Source organism: Acinetobacter sp. YH16031 (assembly GCF_013417335.1).
Taxonomy (GTDB): Bacteria; Pseudomonadota; Gammaproteobacteria; order Pseudomonadales; family Moraxellaceae; genus Acinetobacter.
Genome location: NZ_VPED01000032.1, coordinates 18041 through 36407, shown reverse-complemented (window position 1 = coordinate 36407; position 18367 = coordinate 18041). Strand labels below are relative to the sequence as shown.

Genomic DNA, 18367 nt, shown 5'->3' with positions numbered 1-18367 from the left:
GAATAATTCAAGTGAATTTGTTTGAAAGAAGAACTTTAAAAGCTTTATTTTCACCCGATAAAATACCCATAAAACAAGAGGAAGCTCATTTGAGCTTCCTCTTGTAAAAAATTGTGGGACAGCAATGGCTTGATGCCCTTTTTTTCTTTTTCAATTCTTGGATGTTATTTAGTTCGATAGAAGCTGACATTACGGAATTCTGGTGATTCATCCAGATCTGGCCAGGTAGTCGCACTACGTTCATCCAGTTTGAGATATTGCGGATGACTAAAATTTTTCACCCGACTATCTGCGACCCAGACTTCTGGTGCAAATTTCAGGAATTCATCCAGGAAGAAACGGTTACACTGATCATAAAGCACATCTGCCGCTAGCAGTATATCCACCTGTTCTGCTTTATAGAGATCATCCAGATATTCCAGCTCAACATCATTTAACTCAGCATTGGCACGACAGGCATTCAGACTGACCTGATCGATATCACAACAGATCACACGTTTGGCTCCTGCCATTTTCGCTGCAATCGCAACAACACCGGAACCAGCACCAAAATCCAGTACGACTTTGTCTTTGACATGATGCGGTTCAGCCAGCAACCACTGTGCCATTGCCAGTCCTGATGCCCAGCAGAAGATCCAGTACGGCGTATCATTCCAGATCCGGCGAATCACTTCATCGTCAAGTTTGTCTGTCGGAAAGACTGGTGGAATCAGCCAAAGTGAAATTGGTGTTTCCGGCAGTTGTTGTGCCGTTAGTTCACAATTGGGAATGACTTGATGTAAGGCTTGAAGCAGATGCTTAGGGGCTTTAGGAAATTGGAAAGTACAGCTCATTGGATTTTTATTTTTGAATATTCAGAATTTTAGTTTCAAACACGAAACCCAAATTAATAAAGAAAGTTCCCTCTCCTTTATTAAAGGAGAGGGCTAGGGAGAGGATTAACTTTAAAAAAACCCTCACCCCAACCCTCTCCCATAGGGAGAGGGAGACAGCATTAACCCAAAGCCTTCTCAGCAGCTTCTACAGTTTGACGAATCAGCGTAGTGATTGTCATAGGACCTACACCACCCGGAACTGGGGTATAAGCAGAAGCGATTTCTTCGATACCGACTAATTGAATATCACCCACACCACCGCCATCACGTGGGTGGAAGCCAGCATCAACAACCACTGCACCTGGTTTAATCCAGTCTTTCTGGATCAGTTCAGCTTTACCCACCGCACCCACGATAATGTCAGCTTGTTTTACAAATTCTGGAAGGTTTTGAGTACGTGAATGGCAAATAGTCACTGTAGCATTCGCTTCAAGCAACATTGCTGCCATTGGTTTACCTAGAATCGCAGAACGACCAACCACTACCGCATGTTTACCTGCGATTTCAATATTGTTTTCTTTCAGGATGGTCATGATACCTGCAGGAGTAGCAGAACCGTAAGCTGCTTCACCCATCGCCATACGACCATAACCCAGGCAAGTCACACCATCTACATCTTTTTCAAGCGAGATTGCATCGAAACAAGCACGTTCATCAATTTGTGCAGGAACCGGATGTTGTAACAGAATACCGTGAACATCCGGATTTGCATTCAATTTTTCAATTTCAGCAAGCAATTCTTCAGTAGTCGTTTCTTTTGGAAGCTCAACTTTTAATGAATCCATACCAACACGGCGGCAAGCATTGCCTTTCATACGTACATAAGTTGCAGATGCGCCATCGTCACCCACCAAAATAGTCGCAAGAATTGGAGTACGACCTGACTTTGCTTTCAGCGCTTCTACGCGAGTTAACAAGTCAGCTTCAATTTGCTTCGCTAATGCACGACCGTCTAGAACTAATGCCACGGCACTTCTCCCAAGTGTTGATATGAATCAATTTTGCACATTCTACATGATAATTCTGAATATTTTCCGCCATATGCTGTTTTTATGCGCATACAAATGAATATCCTATTGTTTTTTTTTCAGAGCTTGATAATATACGCATCAACAAGACGCGGCGGGGTGGCAGAGTGGTCATGCAGCGGACTGCAACTCCGTGGACGCCGGTTCGATTCCGACCTCCGCCTCCAATCTTGTTAAAGCCCGAGTGGTGAAATCGGTAGACACAGGGGATTTAAAATCCCCCGCCCACAAAGCGTGCCAGTTCGAGTCTGGCCTCGGGCACCATTCTTCTACTACTGAAGATGGTGTAAATAAAGAACCCAGCGAAAGCTGGTTTTTTTATGCCTGTAATTTGCTAAATCTAGTTCTCAATAGAATTTTATTAGCATTCGCCAACCTGCTCTGCTTTCAAAATATTATCCAGCAGAGCGTAAATAACCTTCTAGATCCTGTTCTAGTTTTTCCTGAAAATGAATCGGTTCAATGATCTTTACATGCGGTAGCCAGTAACGTACCAGTGGCAGCAACTGCATTTCATGACGAATCTGACAACTAATCAACAATTCTCCAGACTCTGATTCCTGTTCGATCTGCTGTTCCGGAAATAAACGGCGCTCTTTAAAAAATACCGTGACTTCAGGTTGCACCTTCATCAAAATCTGCTGTTTTTGCTGGCCAAACCAGATGCTGTCTTCATCTGCCAGCATTTTCAAAACTTCAGGATCATGCTCAAAGCTTTCATTTTCAAAAACCAGTTTGACTTCCTGCAACTGACTTAAACGATAGGTTTTGAGCTCACCTTCAGTGACACCGGCCAGATACCAGATGCCATGATGATGAATCAATCGGTATGGCTGGATGATCCGTGCTTGATTGGAATATTGCAGCTCAATCTGCTGCCGTTTATAGATCGCCCCTGCAAGCAGCTTGAAATGCTCGGCAAACTGTTTGGCATCTTCAAAATAATAGCCTTTTGCCGAAAATACCTGATTTGCCCGCTCATCCAGCAATTCACGAATAAAAGACATATCCAGTGCCGGATACAGCTCACTGATTCCGGACAACTGTGCAAAATTCTGGATATCCTGCAACTTGAAACGCCCTAAATATGAAGGCTCAAGATAATAGCGTTTGGTATTTTCATCCTGTATGAGCGGTAAATACGCATTCAGACGAACAAAATCACGCTCAATGGTACGGGTGCTGACCTGAAATTCTCGTGCCAGCTCCTGTACACTTAACTGATGCCCTATATTAAGTTTGGTTAAAATATTTGCCAAACGGTCTGCGAGGCGCTCATGCGTTGACGCATTGCCCTTCATAAATACCCTCTTCGTGCCGCTTGTGCAGCACAATGAATCATCTGCTTAGAATTTTTAAATTATGGGAAAATTATACAGCCAAATAAAAACGAGATTAGAGTTATTCACTTCAACTTAAGGCTAATAGGCAAGGGGTTTTTTAAGATTTTTTACGACGTTTGTAGTGAGGTTTCGGTGCTGAGTGGCTCAGCCGTTCCATATAGCGTTCCAGATGCAACATGGCTTGATACAGCTTGTGTAAATCGGAACGAAGCAACTGATTACGGATAATTGCTTTATGCAAACGCTTCAAAGCACGAAAGCCATGTTCATGCGTATAAGGGGTCGACACTATCTTCATAATATACTTCCTTTTAATACGTGACATTTCATCTAATACCAAACAATTTAGTCAGATTATATTTAAGCGCTAATTTACTCCTCAGTTTTGACAGGTTGTGTCGAATAATAGGCTCTTTTTACCGTTTTTTAAAATTTATATCCCTATTTCAAGCAATTAGTTTAAATTAGTTATCGTTTTTTATGCAAAATAAAAGCCAACTAAAGTTGGCTTTTAGTATTTCTATCACAAGAATAATTAGATGATTTCCACCACAATCTTACCGATATGTTCACCTGTATCCATCGCTGCATGCGCATCCTGAATCTGGTCAAACTTGAAGGTTTTATAAATCATCGGTAAACATTCACCTTTTGCCCAGAGTGGCGCCACATGCTCTTTCAGGCCTTGGGCAATTTCAGCTTTCTCAGCCGTATTGCGTGCACGCATAGTAGAGCCGGTAATGGTCAAACGCTTCATCATGATTTGACCCAATTTTACCTCCTTAGCCTTAGCACCGCCCAGGAATGCGATATACACCAGACGACCATCACGACGCAGCAGATTCAGATTTTTCTCCAGGTACGGTGCACCCACCATATCCAGAATTACATCTACACCGGCATTATCCGTGGCTTCATTGATGACCTGCTCAAAGTCTTGGGTCTTGTAATTGATTCCTGTGGTCAGGTGTGAAATCGCCTGGATTTTTTCATCACTGCCTGCTGTCGCAAAGGTTTTGATTCCTAGAGATTTGCACAGCATTAAGGCCGTGGTCCCAATCCCGCTGGTACCGCCATGAATCAGCACCGTTTCCCCTGCCTTAGCCTTACCCATCTGAAACACATTTGCCCAGACAGTGAAAAAGGTTTCAGGAATCGCTGCAGCCTGTACAAAGCTCACGCCTTCAGGAATGTTTAAAGTCTGACTTTCAGGCACGACGCAATATTCTGCATAACCACCGCCATTGGTCAGACCACAGACTTTGTCACCTACTTTAAACTGGCTTACTTCACTCCCGACTGCAACCACTTCACCGGCAACTTCCAGACCCGGTACAGGAGTCACGCCCTTAGGCATTGGATACAAGCCCTGACGCTGCAAGATATCCGGACGGTTAATCCCGAAAGCATGCACCTTGACCAGCACTTCGTCTGCTTTAGGTTCAGGGATGGCAACGGTTTCATAAGCGAGTTTCTCTACACCACCCGGTTCTGTAATGATGACTTGTTGCATGCTGTGTTGCGTCATGGATTCTTTCCCTAATATTCACGTTTCATATTTTTCGAACTTATTTGAACATAGAAATGCTATGGTTTGAAGCAGCATGGACTTATGTATAATCAGATGCCTATTTAGTAAATTGATATAAGACCACCAATGATAATAATTACAAAAGCGAAAACCGAGGATATCGACGCTATTCTTGAAATCTGGTTCCAGGCTTCTTTAAAGGCACATGATTTTATTCCTGCTAGTTATTGGGTAAATCAGCTGCTTCCAATGCGAGAAGTATATTTGCCCTTAGCAGAAAACTATGTCCTTAAAGAAAATCATACGGTGCTTGGCTTTGTTTCGTTATTAAAATCGGAAAATATATTAGCTGCACTTTTCATTGATCCTGAGCAGCAAGGTGCTGGCTATGGCCGCCGTTTGGTTGATTTCTTAGAACAGCAATGTAATCAACTACATTTAAATGTCTATGCTGCAAATACATCAGCAGTTCATTTTTACCAAAAGCAGGGTTTTAAGATGATCACTCAGGGAGTTGATGAAAATACCGGTCAGGCTGAACTCACTATGAGCTGGTTTAAATCTTAATTTTGAAATGATGAGAGCAAATTCATGTCAGCAGTCATCGCCTACAATGAAGATAATTACAGTAACTTCGAATGGTTTGAAGGCCTTGCTGTAATCCGTTTCTATGCTGACTGGTGCAAGCCTTGCGTACAGAATTTTCCGTTTTTTGAGGAACTGGCAGCACAATATGCTGGGCATGATCCAGAAATTAAGTTCGGTAAAATCAATGTCGATCAATCACCGATTCTGACCTTACGCTATAACGTCTATAGCTTGCCCTCTACCCTGATCTTTAAAAATGGGCAGATCATTCATCGTATTGCTGGTGTGAAAAGCCTAACTGAAATGAAATCTATTTTGTTTCAAGTTCTAAATGAATCATCCGATTCCGACTGATTCAAGCGGATCAATCTTTTATTTAGCAGATTGATCTGGCATCTGCACAAACTGCATCAGGAGTTTACGTACCAGCGGCAAGACAAGCAGAATCAGTGGAAATGCTACCAGCCATGACAGACCCCAAGCATGTAACCATAGCGAGATAAACGCATCGCTCCAGCCTTTATTCAGCAACATGTTAAAACAGGAGATTGCACCACTCATAATGCCGGAAAGGATTAAGGGCATTAACCAGTTCAGATGTTTTGGGTGAAATTTGGGGAGATTGTTTTTCATAAATGACCTTTAGAATACTTACTGTTCTTCACTTTGTGCTTTAACCGCCTGTTTCAGGGATTTCATAAACTGGGCAAATTGAGGCATGAATTCCTTAAAGAGTGGTAATTCTTTATTTTCCAGCATAACTTCACTAAACAGTTTTAAACCAACAGCAAATGCCTTGGTACTTTCCTCATCCAGCAACTGACTGGCTTGAAGTTTTTCCAGTATTTTAAAGATGTCATCGTGATTACCCACCTGAAACTGTAGCTCCTCAGTATAGGTGGATGGATTACCTTGAGCATCAGCCAGATGTTGAACAGTCACTTCATAGAGATGTTGTTTCATACCCTGCTCCTATAGTTGACGGATATTGATTGCAGCCTGTTCGATCTGGGCAGCAATATCACTGATCTGCTCTGGACTAAGTTCATTTTGCAGTTTGAATCGTAATGAAGCTTTCAGGCTTTCCATTGAATTATGGATATCAATATAGCGCTCATCTTCTTGAATGCGGCGACGAGTTTCAAAACGGTTAAGAACTCTTTGTAGAGTTTCCTGACTATCTTTAAGATGTTCACGGCCTTTGCCTGTAATGTGGTATTGCTTGCGTTCATCAGCACTCATAACCACTTGGGTATATTGCTGTTCTTCAAGGTAGTTAATTGTTGGGCAGATCGTACCTGTACTCGGCTTATAGTTCCCCCCGACTAGAGCAGCTACTTCTTTAATAATGTCGTAGCTGAATTTGGGCTGCTGGGCGATAAAATGTAGTACCAACAGCTTCATTTCACCTGCTTCAAACAGGCGTTTTCGCGGTTTAGCTGCGCTTTCGATATCTACAATCAGATCTGATTTTGGCATAGGAAAGATATATCTTAATATTATTTAAGATATATCTTACATAAGTTAAAATAATTAATCAAACAATAACTAAATAGTGTAATATTTAACCAATTTGCTTTTTTGAGTTACTTTTATGGGGAAAATCAGAGATATGCTCTCTTCTGGTATGACAGATGGCGAGCGAAAAGAGGTAGAACAAGCTCTTCGACAACTTAGTGCACTACATGGAAAACTATCAGCCAAATACACATTAGCTGACAATCTTGAGCATATAACTGATGGACGCACTGCAGCTGCTAAATTAATTAAGAGCGAAATTGAATCATTACAGTTAGAAATTCATGAAATTAAAGAGCAGAAAAAACAATTAAGTTTAGAAATTTCAGAATTATTGGATTTAAAAAATAAAGTTAGCGATATAAAACAATTAATAGATTATCAATATGATGATGGGGTTACAACTAGACAAACATTACAAGAATTACTAGAGCCTGATAATCTAGCCAATTTATACAATGAAGCGGATAAGCTGAACAACGAGTTTCAAAAGTACTTTACTCCAAATGAAGGAGAAGAATTAAGTTACAGCCAAAAGTTAGAAAAATTATCATCAAAAAATAAAGAATTATATTCTTACCTATTCAATAATGATGTTGTTGTAGAAGGAATAGAAACTTCACGCGAACAAGCAATAAAAAAGAAATATCAGGAAATCGATGAATATTATAATTATCTATTCAATGACGAGGTCAATGAAAGTGGAGACAAGATATCATCATTTTCAACAATGTTTGATAAGCAAAAGGCTAGTCTTGATAAATTTTATCTAAAAATTTTTGGTGATGATCAAAATCCATCGTTAGAAAAAATCTTATCTAAACGCCTTGAAACACTTGAAGCAACAGAGAAAGAAGCTGTAAAAGTACTGAATCAAGCCAGTAATGCTGGCTTAGCAGGAGGCTTCCATGAAAAAGGTAAACAAGCAAGAAACAGACAAGTGCTCAATGCCGTAATTTTTATTGGTGTCCTAATATTACTTGTATATTTTAATTTTAACACTATCGACTTTACTAAACTTGATAAAATAAGCTTAACCTCGATTACAGTAAGACTCATTTTAAATATCCCACTAATTTGGATAGCCACTGTAGCCAACATAAATCTAAACAAATATTCTAAATTAGAACAAGAGTATGGACATAAAGAAGCCTTAGCTCGCTCTTTTGAAAAATATAAATCAGAAATTTCAGACTTAAATTCCGAAAATGATGACTCCATCTATCTACAAACTAAACTTTTAGAAATTAATTTAGATGCATTTAAGAAGAATCCATCCGATGGAATGGAAACAGCTAAGTCAGATTCTCTTCTTGAGAAAATCTTACCCAGTATGAGTTCAAAATCTAAAGACTCTGAAACATCCACATAAAAAAACCCGCCATCAGGCGGGTTTCTTTTAAATCAATTCAATCTTATAGACGAACCAATTCCACAATTTTCTCAGCCAGTTCTTCAACTGCATCGGCTGTATAAGTCACATCTGTACCTTCTGCAAGGTCAGTAATCACCACCACACCTGTTTCACGTACAAGTGCAACCTGTACATCAGTCAGACCCGCTTTCGCAATTGCAACTACACCTTGCTGAATCAACAGGCTTTCAAGTGCTTGAGCATTTTCCAGTGCTTTCGCAGTTACAGTGACCGCAGCAGGTTTTTGACCTAAACGTGCAGCACGTGCTTCGGCAGTCACAGGCTCGTTGTGTGCAGTCCATTCCACTGCAGCTTCAACCATACCCGCACCAACAGTCACGTTGCTTAGACGGTCGATGAAGATGAATGAACCTGTGTAACGGCTATCTTGATAACGGTCAAATACCACTGGCGCATCAAATTCGATAGTCAAGTCAGCAATCGCATTCAGATCCAGTTGCTCAACTTGTAGTTTTTCCAATGTATTGACATTGGTACGGTAGTTAATTTTCGCAACTTTCGCTGGAATGGTCTGAGTACCAAACTTCACATTATAAAGTTTGCCAACCACGAGCGGTTGATCATTCATCCATACTACAGATGCGCGAGCAGAACGTGAAATTAACGGTTGTTCACCGGCTTTCACCAACACGTTACCACGTGAAATATCAATTTCATCGTTCAGTGTTAATGTAATTGCCTGACCTGCAACCGCGTGATCCAGATTACCGTCAAAAGTCACAATTTCTTTTACTGTTGATTTCTTGCCAGATGGCAGCGCAACAATTTCATCGCCAACTTTCACTTCACCCAGCGCGATGGTACCGCAGAAACCACGGAAGTCGAGGTTAGGACGGTTAACGTACTGAACTGGGAAACGGAATTCGTCTTTGCTGGTATTACGTGTAATTTCTACAGTTTCCAAAGTCTCCATTAAGGTCTGACCTTGGTACCACGGCGTATTTGGTGATTTGTTTACAACATTATCACCGTTCAATGCAGAAATTGGCGTGAATACAATATTTTCAGGTTTACGATCACCCAACTGGTTCACAAACTCATTGTACTCAGCCTGAATTTCATTGAAGCGGGCTTCAGAGAATTCAACCAGGTCCATTTTGTTCACTGCAACCACGATATTACGAATACCTAAAAGGCTCGCAATGAATGAGTGACGACGTGTTTGAGTCTGAACACCATAACGTGCATCAATCAGGATAATGGCAAGATCCGCAGTAGACGCACCAGTGGCCATGTTACGGGTGTACTGTTCGTGTCCCGGGGTGTCGGCAATGATGAACTTACGTTTTTCAGTAGAGAAATAGCGGTAAGCCACATCAATGGTAATACCCTGCTCACGTTCAGCTTGCAGACCATCAACTAGTAATGCCAAGTCAGGTGCATCGCCAGTGGTACCCACTTTTTTAGAGTCACGGGTAACCGCTTGCAGCTGATCTTCATAAATCAGTTTTGAATCGTAAAGCAGACGGCCGATCAGGGTTGATTTACCATCATCCACGTTACCGCAAGTCAGGAAACGCAATAAATCTTTATTTTCGTGCTGTTTCAAATAAGCCAAAATGTCTTGGCTAATAAGTTCTGATTGGTGAGACATCGCTCATAGCTCCACAAATACGTTGAAATCGGTTTCTTTTAATCCCTCTAAATCTCCCTTTGTTAAGGGAAACTTTGCTCCGCTTTTTTAAGCCCCTCTTTGGTAAAGAGGGTGAGCAGCACTGCTGCGCAAGGAGATTATTAGGGGGAGATTTCTCAAGATTCTTAGAAGTAACCTTCCTGCTTTTTCTTTTCCATCGAACCTGCTTCGTCATGGTCGATCATACGGCCTTGACGTTCAGATGTGGTCGCTAAAAGCATTTCCTGGATAATTTCCGGTAAAGTTGTTGCAGTTGACTCAACCGCACCCGTTAATGGGTAACAACCTAAAGTACGGAAACGAACCGATTTCATTTGTGGCACTTCGCCTGGATTCAGGCGCATACGCTCATCATCAACCATGATCAGCGTACCATTACGCTCAACGACTGGACGTTCAGCAGCTAAGTACAATGGAACAAGTTTGATATTTTCTAGGTAGATATATTGCCAGATGTCTAGCTCAGTCCAGTTAGATAGCGGGAATACACGAATACTCTCGCCTTTGTTCACTTTACCATTGTAAAGGTTCCAAAGTTCTGGACGCTGGTTTTTCGGATCCCAACGGTGTTTAGAGTCACGGAATGAATAAACACGTTCTTTGGCACGTGATTTTTCTTCGTCACGACGTGCACCACCGAAAGCAGCATCAAACTGATATTTATCCAGTGCCTGTTTCAAGCCTTGGGTTTTCATAATGTCAGTATATTTAGAGCTACCATAGTCGAATGGGTTTACGCCCGCATCACGACCTTCTTTGTTCTGATGCACGATCAGATCAAAGCCATGTTCTTTGGCCATGTTGTCACGGAACTTGATCATGTCTTTGAATTTCCAGCCGGTATCTACATGAAGTAGCGGGAATGGAAGTTTTGCAGGATAAAACGCTTTCAGTGCTAAATGCAGCATGACTGCTGAATCTTTACCGATTGAATAAAGCATAACCGGATTTTCAAACTCGGCAGCAACTTCGCGAATGATGTGAATACTCTCAGCTTCAAGCTGTTTAAGATGAGTAAGTCTTTCCTCATTTAATGACATGGACAACCTGCGTATTACACGTGTACTTATTACACTTTATAAAATTTATATTCATTATAGTGATTAACTTTTCATAACGATTGCTTGTTTTGTGATATTCATATATTAAAACGTCATATAAAAATTCACTAATATCAACTATCAGTTTTTATGAATCTGATAGCTTAGCTAAATAAAGACAATTGATTGTTTAGTCAAAGCACTCTGGAAGATTACTTTTAGCAATGAAATGATATATTAATCATCTAAACGGACAGTTCACATCGTGGTGAAAAAAAATTAGAGTAGGATTAGTTCTTCCAATTTATAAACTATGTATGCCTTATAACGAATTTGATTTAGATACTTTAAAATCCCGTCTGGAACAGGCAAAACTTGCCGGTTTTATTTACCAGCACCAGCAACATATTTTGGTTCTTCAGGAACCTTATACTGAAGATGGCAGTCCTTTAAACATTTATATCCAGCATGAATTGACCGCGGATCAGATTGGCATGCAGTTTGGCCTGCGTAAGCTGAACGATCAATGGGAATACCTGCTCGGTATGACTTATAGCAACCAGCAGGCAGGTTACGAAATAGGTGCCGGCAATCTGAGAAGTGATCAAAAAGCTTTCAATCTGCTTTATGCTTTCTATAACTATCCTAAAGCCTTTTTCTTGGTGGCCCTTCCTTTGTCTGCAAATACTCAGGCATTGGAACAGGCTCTCGACGAACAATTATTTAATCAGCCTGAACTTAAATTTCTGGAGACTGCAGTAAAAACCAATCCAATGGGCGAACAGGTGCAATGGATGAAGAACTATATCCTGCAACAAGCCCTAGAAATGAAAGTCCGTATCCAGACCGCCATCCTTTAATTCTTTTATACATCTACCTAGGGACAGAAAAGCAAATGTACACAATTGCTTTTCTATTCTTGAGATAAAACCTCAGATTCGCCCACCTATAAAATAGTCGACACTTATTTGCAGCTAAGAAAAGCTCATCACATATTGTTAAATTTTGGATTTTATCAAGCTATCCCGATTGGGATTTTTGTTGTTTTTTTGCTTACAATTTTATTAATAACTGTTATCTTTAACAGGGTCATAAAATTTCTATAAAACCATAATTAGAGACAGAAACTCATGTGGGAACTGTTCATTCATCCTTCCAACATTGTATTTAGTATCAGTTTAAGCCTGATGCTGATGTTTGCTGCCTTGGAATGTGTCTTGCTGATGCTGGGAGGTGGTTCCCAGAATATGTTCGAACAATTTCTGCCTGAAGAACCGCTTCATCCGGAAGTAGGTATTGATCAGCAGACCGGCCTGTTCAATAAAGTATTCGACTGGCTTTATCTGGGTCGCCTGCCTCTCTTTATCTGGCTCATTATTTTCCTGACCAGTTATGGTCTGAGCGGTTTATTGATCCAAGGCCTGTTCGAACGATTTACCAGTCAGCTTTTAAATGCATGGATTATTTCCCCTGCCTGTTTATTTTTATGCATGCCGATTGTACGTGGGCTGTCCGTGCTTGCTGCCAAAATTCTGCCTCAGGATGAAACCATCGCGATCTATAGCGATGAACTGATCGGACGAACCGCCACGATTATTCTGGGAGATGCCAAAGCTAACTCCCCTGCTCAGGCCAAAGTTCAGGATCAGCATGGTAAGACCCATTATGTGCTGGTCGAACCTGAACGTAATGAAATATTTAATCAAGGTCAGACAGTTGTTCTGACTCAAAAAACTAAAAATGGCTTTCAGGCTATTGAACTTTAATTAAACCAATTTCCTATAAAAATTAAGCTTGCCCAAAAGAGACTTTATAACAATGCTAAATTTTGATTTATATAATGTTTTGATTATTGCGGGGATTATATTCGTTGGCCTTGTTACCTTCGGATTAATCATTGCACGTTTATACCGTCGTTCCAGTAAAGAGATTTCTTTTGTGCGTACCGGTTGGGGTGGTGAAAAAGTGATTTTAGGCGGTGGGGCTTTGGTGCTACCGGTGCTACATGAAATCATTCCAGTCAATATGAATACCTTGCGTCTGGAAGTCCGTCGTGCCGATGATCAGGCGCTGATTACCCGTGATCGCATGCGTGTCGATGTAATGGCTGAATTCTATGTGCGCGTAAAGCCTACTGCAGATTCGATTGCCACTGCTGCACAAACGCTTGGTCAAAAGACCATGTCACCAAATGAACTGAAAAATCTGGTTGAAGGTAAATTTGTCGACTCTTTACGCGCCGTTGCCGCTGAAATGGCGATGGAAGAATTGCATGAGAAACGCGTCGACTTCGTACAAAAAGTACAGCAAGTGGTATCCGAAGATCTGCACAAAAATGGTCTGGAACTGGAAACTGTTTCTTTAACTGGCTTAGATCAAACTGGCTTTAAATATTTCAATCCACAAAATGCTTTCGATGCTGAAGGTTTGACCAAACTCACTGAAACGATTGAAGATCGTCGCCGTAAGCGTAATCATATTGAACAGGATACAGATCTGGCCATTAAAGCCAAAAATCTGGAAGCCGAGCAAGCACGTCTGCAAATTATCCGTGAAGAAGAATATGCCAAGCTGCAACAGGAACGTGAAATTTCGATTCGCCGCGCTGAACAGTTAGCTGAAATTGCAGCTCAGGAAGCTGCAAAAAAACGTGAAGCGGAAGAAGCTCGTATTGCTGCTGAACGTGAAGTAGAACTGAAACGCATTTTGGCGGCTCGTGATGTTGAAAATGAAAACATTCAGAAAGCCCAGCTTATTCAAAAAGCCCAAGTTGAACAGAAGAAAACGATTGAACTGGCTGAACAAGATCGTGCAATTGCGATTGCAGAAAAATCACGTGCTGAATCTGAAGCCAAAGCTTTAGCTGATCAGGCACGTGCTCAAGCGGTTAAAGCGGAAGAAGAAGTCGTTACTGTCCGTCAGATCCAGCAAGCTGAACGTCAAAAAGCAGTTGAACTGGTTGCAGCCAAAGAACAGGCTGAGAAAGATGCAATTGCCATTACCGTTGCAGCTGAAGCTGGCAAACAGGCAGCAGCTGATGATGCAGAAGCGGTTCGTATTGCCGCTGAAGCCGAAGCTGAAAAAGTTCGCCTGAAAGCTAAAGGTGAAGCGGATGCCAAAGTATTACTTGCTCAAGCGATGGAGAAACAGTATCAAGTCGATGCTGAAGGTACTCGCGCAGTGAATGAAGCAAATAATGTACTGTCATCTGAACAGGTGGAAATGCAAATCCGGCTAGCCATGCTGAAATACTTACCTGAAATCATTCGTGAAAGTGTTAAGCCGATGGAAAACATTGATGACATCAAGATTCTGCAAGTCAATGGCCTACATGGCACATATGCGGGTTCTTGCCAAGCAAATGCCCATCATGAAGGCGGCAATGTTGCCCTCTCCGATCAGGTGGTGAATAGTGCTTTGCGTTATCGTAGCCAGGCACCTTTGATTGATAGCCTGATGAATGAATTAGGCATTCAGGGTGGTGACATCAATGGGATGACTCAAAGCCTGAAAGCTAAAGCTGGTATAGATAACTAAATACTCAATTTTCGAATTATCATTTAGTTAGACTTTAATCTCCTTTTACAGCAATTATAAAAAAGCCCTCAATATTGAGGGCTTTTTATCAGCTTAATAAATTAAGCCAAACCTTTTTCTTTCAAAACCTCAAGCATGGTTGAACCCAACTCTGCAGGACTACGTGTATACGCCATTCCCGCGCGTTCAAAAGCTGCAAACTTCTCTTCAGCAGTTCCTTTACCGCCAGAAATGATGGCACCTGCGTGACCCATACGCTTACCTTTCGGCGCTGTTACACCAGCGATATAACCTACCACTGGCTTGGTCACATGTGACTGAATATACTCAGCTGCTTCTTCCTCAGCAGTACCGCCAATTTCACCAATCATGATAATGGCTTCAGTTTGTGGATCTTCCTGGAACAGTTTCAAGCAATCAATCTGGTTCATGCCTGGAATCGGATCACCACCGATCCCGATACAGGTAGACTGTCCAAGACCTAGTTTAGTGGTTTGTGCAACCGCTTCATAAGTCAAAGTACCTGAACGTGAGATAATGCCGATCTTACCTGGCTGGTGAATATGACCCGGCATAATCCCGATCTTACACTCGCCTGGCGTAATGATACCCGGACAGTTTGGACCAATCAGACGCGTGCCATTACCATTGGTTTCTAAATAACGTTTGGCTTTCAGCATATCCAGGGTTGGTACACCTTCAGTAATCACAACGATCAGTTCAATACCTGAGTCAACTGCTTCTACAATAGAATCCAGGACAAAAGGTGCTGGCACATAAATCACAGAAGCATCAGCCTGGGTTTCTTGCACCGCTTCACGCATAGTATTAAATACCGGCAAATCCAGATGTGATTGACCGCCTTTGCCCGGTGTTACCCCACCAACCACTTTAGTACCGTAGGCAATAGCCTGTTCAGAGTGGAATGTGCCGTTTTTACCTGTAAAGCCTTGGACTAAAACTTTGGTGTCTTTATTAATTAATACGCTCATTGTGATACTCCTTAAGCTTTTACTGCAGCAACAATTTTTTCTGCAGCATCGGCCAGGCCATTTGCAGAAATCAATTTCAAACCAGATTCATCCAGTAACTTGGCACCAAGCTCTGCATTGTTCCCTTCAAGGCGAACAACCACAGGCACAGTGACATTTACTTCCTGAACCGCTGCAATAATTGCCTCAGCAATCATGTCACAACGTACAATTCCACCAAAAATATTAATCAAGACACCTTGTACAGAAGAATCTGCCAAGATAATTTTAAATGCTTCAATTACACGCTCTTTGGTTGCACCACCACCCACATCCAGGAAATTGGCTGGCTGACCACCATAAAGCTTGATAATGTCCATGGTTGCCATCGCAAGACCGGCACCATTGACCATACAACCGATATTGCCTTCTAACGCTACATAGTTCAGATCAAATTCAGACGCTTTCAGCTCACGCTCATTTTCTTGTGATTTATCACGTAAAACTGCGACTTCAGGCAGGCGGTACAGTGCATTCGAATCAATGCCGACTTTGGCATCGACACAAAGAATGTCACCATTTTCACGTACAGAGAGCGGGTTGATTTCAAATAAAGCAAAATCATTTTCGACAAAAGCTTGATAAGCAGCTGTCATGACTTTGACAAATTGGTTGATCTGGTTATCTTTTAACTTAAGTGCAAACGCCACTTCACGCGCCTGAAATGGCAATAATCCTACTAAAGGATCAACTTCGACTTTAATGATTTTTTCAGGATTTTCTTCTGCAACTTTTTCAATTTCGACACCACCTTCAGTGGATGCCATAAAAGTAATACGACGGCTAGAACGGTCTACCACTGCACCTAAATAGAGTTCACGCTCGACCGGATAAACATCTTCAGACACCAAAATACTATTGACTGGTTGACCATTTGCATCGGTTTGATAGGTCACTAAACGTGAACCAATAATCTGATTGGCATATTCAGCTGCTTCTTCAGCCGACTTTACCACTTTTACCCCACCCGCTTTGCCACGACCACCTGCGTGAACCTGCGCTTTTAATACCGCAAACTTCCCACCAAGCTGCTCAAAAGCATGTACTGTTTCCTCAGCATTGGTAGCAAGAATACCTTCTTGTACAGGCATCCCATATTTTTTTAATAACGCTTTTGCTTGATACTCATGTAAATTCATTGATTAACCTTTTACTACTTATTTGACTTTGTTATTACACGTTTTCCCAATATTTCTTGGTTCACATCAATCAATATTGGTATTTTTGGATCTTAGATTTTACTTATCTTTATTTTTAGATGATTATTCATTCAAAAACAACCACCAAATGTAAAAAGAGCGGCCTGAGCCGCTCTTCGAAGAATTACTTACGCTTACGTTGGATCGCGTGGATCGCACGACCATCGACTGCAAGAGCAGCTTCATGTACCACTTCAGAGAATGTTGGGTGACCGAAAGTCATCAACTGTAGATCTTCAACTGAAGATACAAACTCAAGTGCAATCATACCTTGGTGAACGATGTCAGACGCAGCAGGTCCAATCACGTGCATACCAAGTAGACGGTCAGTTTTTGCATCAGCAACAAACTTCACGAAACCGGCACCTTCACCAGCAGCCAAAGCACGACCATTTACAGCAAAACCGAATTGACCAGTTTTCACTTCATGACCTTTTTCTTTGGCTTGCTCTTCTGTTAAACCTACCCAAGCAGCTTCCGGATGAGTGTAGATGACAGAAATGATAGTGTCGTAGTTCACTTGAGCAGCATGACCGTGGATACGTTCAACAGCCATTACGCCTTCTTCCATTGCTTTATGTGCAAGCATTGGACCACGTACCAAGTCACCGATTGCGTATACGCCTTCAACAGAAGTTGCACACCAGTCGTTTACCTCAACCAGACCGCGCTCAGTCAGTTTGATACCTGAGTCTTCAGCCAATAGGCCTTCAGCATAAGCACGACGGCCTACACAAACGATCAGTTTATCGAAAGTCTGTTCTTTGTCTTCGCCGCCCTGGCTGTATTTAACAGTCACTTCACGACCGTTAACTTCAGTACCAGAAACTTTTGCACCAATGCGGATATCAAGACCTTGTTTAGTCAGCAGTTTTTGGTAGTCTTTTGCCAATGCTTTGTCAGCCATTGGCAAGAATGCGTCCATTGCTTCAAATACAACAACTTCCGCACCCAGACGACGCCATACTGAACCAAGTTCAAGACCGATTACACCAGCACCGATCACACCAAGACGTTTAGGCACTTCTGGGAATTCAAGCGCACCAGTTGAGTCCACGATCAGGTCTTGATCTACAGGAGCAACTGGAATATTGACTGGTACAGAACCAGATGCAAGGATGACATATTTAGGCTCTAAAACCTGAGTTTCACCTTCATGCGGTACAAACTCAACTTTTTTACCAGCAAGTAATTTACCAGTACCTTGTAACCATTCAATGCCATTACCTTTAAGTAACTGCGCAACACCACCAGTCAATTGCTCAACGACTTTGTCTTTACGCGCCAGCATTTTAGACAAATCGAAAGCAACTTCACCCGTTGTAATACCGTGGTCATCTAAATGCTTAACAGTATCTTCATAACGGTGAGAAGAATCTAAAAGTGCTTTAGAAGGAATACAACCTACATTTAAGCAAGTACCGCCTAAAGAAGGTTTACCTTTATGAATACGTTTTTCGATACACGCAACTTTAAAACCAAGCTGTGCAGCACGAATTGCAGCTTCGTAGCCACCTGGGCCACCACCGATTACAACTAAATCGAATTGTTGAGACATTATTCTCTCCAAAAATGGGCCTAGAGGATCACCCTAAGCCCATGGATTTAT

19 protein-coding genes and 2 tRNA genes are annotated in these 18367 nt (G+C 41.7%); 8 read left to right on the top strand and 13 right to left on the bottom strand.

Translation table 11 applies throughout. From position 1 onward, the window contains the following. Window positions 1-164: 164 nt before the first annotated feature. Window positions 165-833 carry a methyltransferase gene (locus tag FTV31_RS12900; protein ID WP_180015203.1) on the bottom strand — a complete coding sequence of 223 codons (669 nt, stop codon included), beginning with the start codon at window positions 831-833 and terminating at the stop codon, window positions 165-167. A 161-nt stretch (window positions 834-994) separates the two neighbouring features. Beyond that, window positions 995-1843 carry a bifunctional methylenetetrahydrofolate dehydrogenase/methenyltetrahydrofolate cyclohydrolase FolD gene (gene folD, locus FTV31_RS12895; RefSeq protein ID WP_034704935.1) on the bottom strand — a complete coding sequence of 283 codons (849 nt, stop codon included), beginning with the start codon at window positions 1841-1843 and terminating at the stop codon, window positions 995-997. A gap of 153 nt (window positions 1844-1996) precedes the next feature. Here folD and FTV31_RS12890 point away from each other — a divergent pair. Both FTV31_RS12890 and FTV31_RS12885 read left to right on the top strand, forming a co-directional pair. Beyond that, a tRNA-Cys gene (locus FTV31_RS12890) sits at window positions 1997-2070 on the top strand. An 11-nt stretch (window positions 2071-2081) separates the two neighbouring features. Continuing rightward, a tRNA-Leu gene (locus tag FTV31_RS12885) sits at window positions 2082-2167 on the top strand. 131 nt (window positions 2168-2298) lie between these two features. On the opposite strand, the gene FTV31_RS12880 is transcribed toward FTV31_RS12885, so the two are convergent. The 3 genes from FTV31_RS12880 to FTV31_RS12870 form a co-directional block, all read right to left on the bottom strand. Beyond that, window positions 2299-3204, bottom strand: coding sequence for a YafY family protein (locus FTV31_RS12880; protein ID WP_180015202.1), 906 nt, complete (start codon window positions 3202-3204; stop codon window positions 2299-2301). Window positions 3205-3343: 139 nt separating this feature from the next. Continuing rightward, the gene (locus FTV31_RS12875; RefSeq protein ID WP_004782944.1) at window positions 3344-3544 is read right to left on the bottom strand and encodes a hypothetical protein; all 201 of its coding nucleotides are present in this window, start codon (window positions 3542-3544) and stop codon (window positions 3344-3346) included. Between the two features lie 237 nt (window positions 3545-3781). After that, the gene (locus FTV31_RS12870) at window positions 3782-4774 is read right to left on the bottom strand and encodes an NAD(P)H-quinone oxidoreductase (RefSeq protein ID WP_180015201.1); all 993 of its coding nucleotides are present in this window, start codon (window positions 4772-4774) and stop codon (window positions 3782-3784) included. Window positions 4775-4903: 129 nt separating this feature from the next. On the opposite strand from FTV31_RS12870, the gene FTV31_RS12865 reads away from it, so the two are divergent. Together FTV31_RS12865 and FTV31_RS12860 are read left to right on the top strand one after the other, a co-directional pair. Continuing rightward, window positions 4904-5344 (top strand): N-acetyltransferase, encoded by a 441-nt coding sequence (locus tag FTV31_RS12865; protein ID WP_180015200.1) that lies wholly within the window; start codon window positions 4904-4906, stop codon window positions 5342-5344. 24 nt (window positions 5345-5368) lie between these two features. Then, window positions 5369-5719, top strand: coding sequence for a co-chaperone YbbN (locus FTV31_RS12860; protein ID WP_180015198.1), 351 nt, complete (start codon window positions 5369-5371; stop codon window positions 5717-5719). A gap of 18 nt (window positions 5720-5737) precedes the next feature. On the opposite strand, the gene FTV31_RS12855 is transcribed toward FTV31_RS12860, so the two are convergent. The 3 genes from FTV31_RS12855 to FTV31_RS12845 are packed head-to-tail and all read right to left on the bottom strand — an operon-like array spanning window position 5738 to window position 6844. Next, window positions 5738-5998 carry a DUF2798 domain-containing protein gene (locus tag FTV31_RS12855; RefSeq protein WP_180015196.1) on the bottom strand — a complete coding sequence of 87 codons (261 nt, stop codon included), beginning with the start codon at window positions 5996-5998 and terminating at the stop codon, window positions 5738-5740. An 18-nt stretch (window positions 5999-6016) separates the two neighbouring features. Continuing rightward, window positions 6017-6328 (bottom strand): DUF3861 domain-containing protein, encoded by a 312-nt coding sequence (locus tag FTV31_RS12850; RefSeq protein ID WP_180015194.1) that lies wholly within the window; start codon window positions 6326-6328, stop codon window positions 6017-6019. Between the two features lie 9 nt (window positions 6329-6337). Further along, complete coding sequence (locus FTV31_RS12845; RefSeq protein WP_180015192.1) at window positions 6338-6844, bottom strand: PadR family transcriptional regulator; 507 nt, start codon at window positions 6842-6844, stop codon at window positions 6338-6340. A 115-nt stretch (window positions 6845-6959) separates the two neighbouring features. Here FTV31_RS12845 and FTV31_RS12840 point away from each other — a divergent pair, with 115 nt between their 5' ends. After that, window positions 6960-8255 (top strand): hypothetical protein, encoded by a 1296-nt coding sequence (locus FTV31_RS12840; protein ID WP_180015190.1) that lies wholly within the window; start codon window positions 6960-6962, stop codon window positions 8253-8255. Between the two features lie 43 nt (window positions 8256-8298). Here the strand turns inward: FTV31_RS12840 and cysN are convergent, their stop codons facing one another. Together cysN and cysD are read right to left on the bottom strand one after the other, a co-directional pair. Further along, window positions 8299-9912, bottom strand: coding sequence for a sulfate adenylyltransferase subunit CysN (gene cysN, locus FTV31_RS12835; protein ID WP_180015188.1), 1614 nt, complete (start codon window positions 9910-9912; stop codon window positions 8299-8301). A 164-nt stretch (window positions 9913-10076) separates the two neighbouring features. After that, a complete protein-coding gene (cysD, locus tag FTV31_RS12830; protein WP_034170514.1) occupies window positions 10077-10991 on the bottom strand; it encodes a sulfate adenylyltransferase subunit CysD in 915 nt (304 codons plus the stop codon). A gap of 317 nt (window positions 10992-11308) precedes the next feature. On the opposite strand from cysD, the gene FTV31_RS12825 reads away from it, so the two are divergent. The 3 genes from FTV31_RS12825 (at window position 11309) to FTV31_RS12815 (ending at window position 14528) form a co-directional block, all read left to right on the top strand. Continuing rightward, window positions 11309-11851: a hypothetical protein gene (locus FTV31_RS12825; RefSeq protein WP_180015186.1), complete on the top strand. Its 543-nt coding sequence runs from the start codon at window positions 11309-11311 to the stop codon at window positions 11849-11851. A gap of 270 nt (window positions 11852-12121) precedes the next feature. Continuing rightward, a complete protein-coding gene (locus FTV31_RS12820) occupies window positions 12122-12757 on the top strand; it encodes a YqiJ family protein (protein ID WP_004782965.1) in 636 nt (211 codons plus the stop codon). Between the two features lie 52 nt (window positions 12758-12809). Then, entirely contained in the window at window positions 12810-14528 is a 1719-nt protein-coding gene (locus FTV31_RS12815) for a flotillin family protein (protein ID WP_180015184.1), read from the top strand. A 101-nt stretch (window positions 14529-14629) separates the two neighbouring features. Here FTV31_RS12815 and sucD read toward each other — a convergent pair whose 3' ends face one another. The 3 genes from sucD to lpdA all read right to left on the bottom strand — a co-directional run bounded on the left by sucD (window position 14630) and on the right by lpdA (window position 18316). Further along, the gene (gene sucD / locus FTV31_RS12810; protein ID WP_004782969.1) at window positions 14630-15520 is read right to left on the bottom strand and encodes a succinate--CoA ligase subunit alpha; all 891 of its coding nucleotides are present in this window, start codon (window positions 15518-15520) and stop codon (window positions 14630-14632) included. An 11-nt stretch (window positions 15521-15531) separates the two neighbouring features. Next, window positions 15532-16698, bottom strand: a complete 1167-nt coding sequence (gene sucC / locus FTV31_RS12805; RefSeq protein ID WP_104426439.1) for an ADP-forming succinate--CoA ligase subunit beta — start codon at window positions 16696-16698, stop codon at window positions 15532-15534. Between the two features lie 184 nt (window positions 16699-16882). Continuing rightward, window positions 16883-18316, bottom strand: a complete 1434-nt coding sequence (gene lpdA / locus FTV31_RS12800) for a dihydrolipoyl dehydrogenase (protein ID WP_004782973.1) — start codon at window positions 18314-18316, stop codon at window positions 16883-16885. Window positions 18317-18367: the final 51 nt, after the last annotated feature.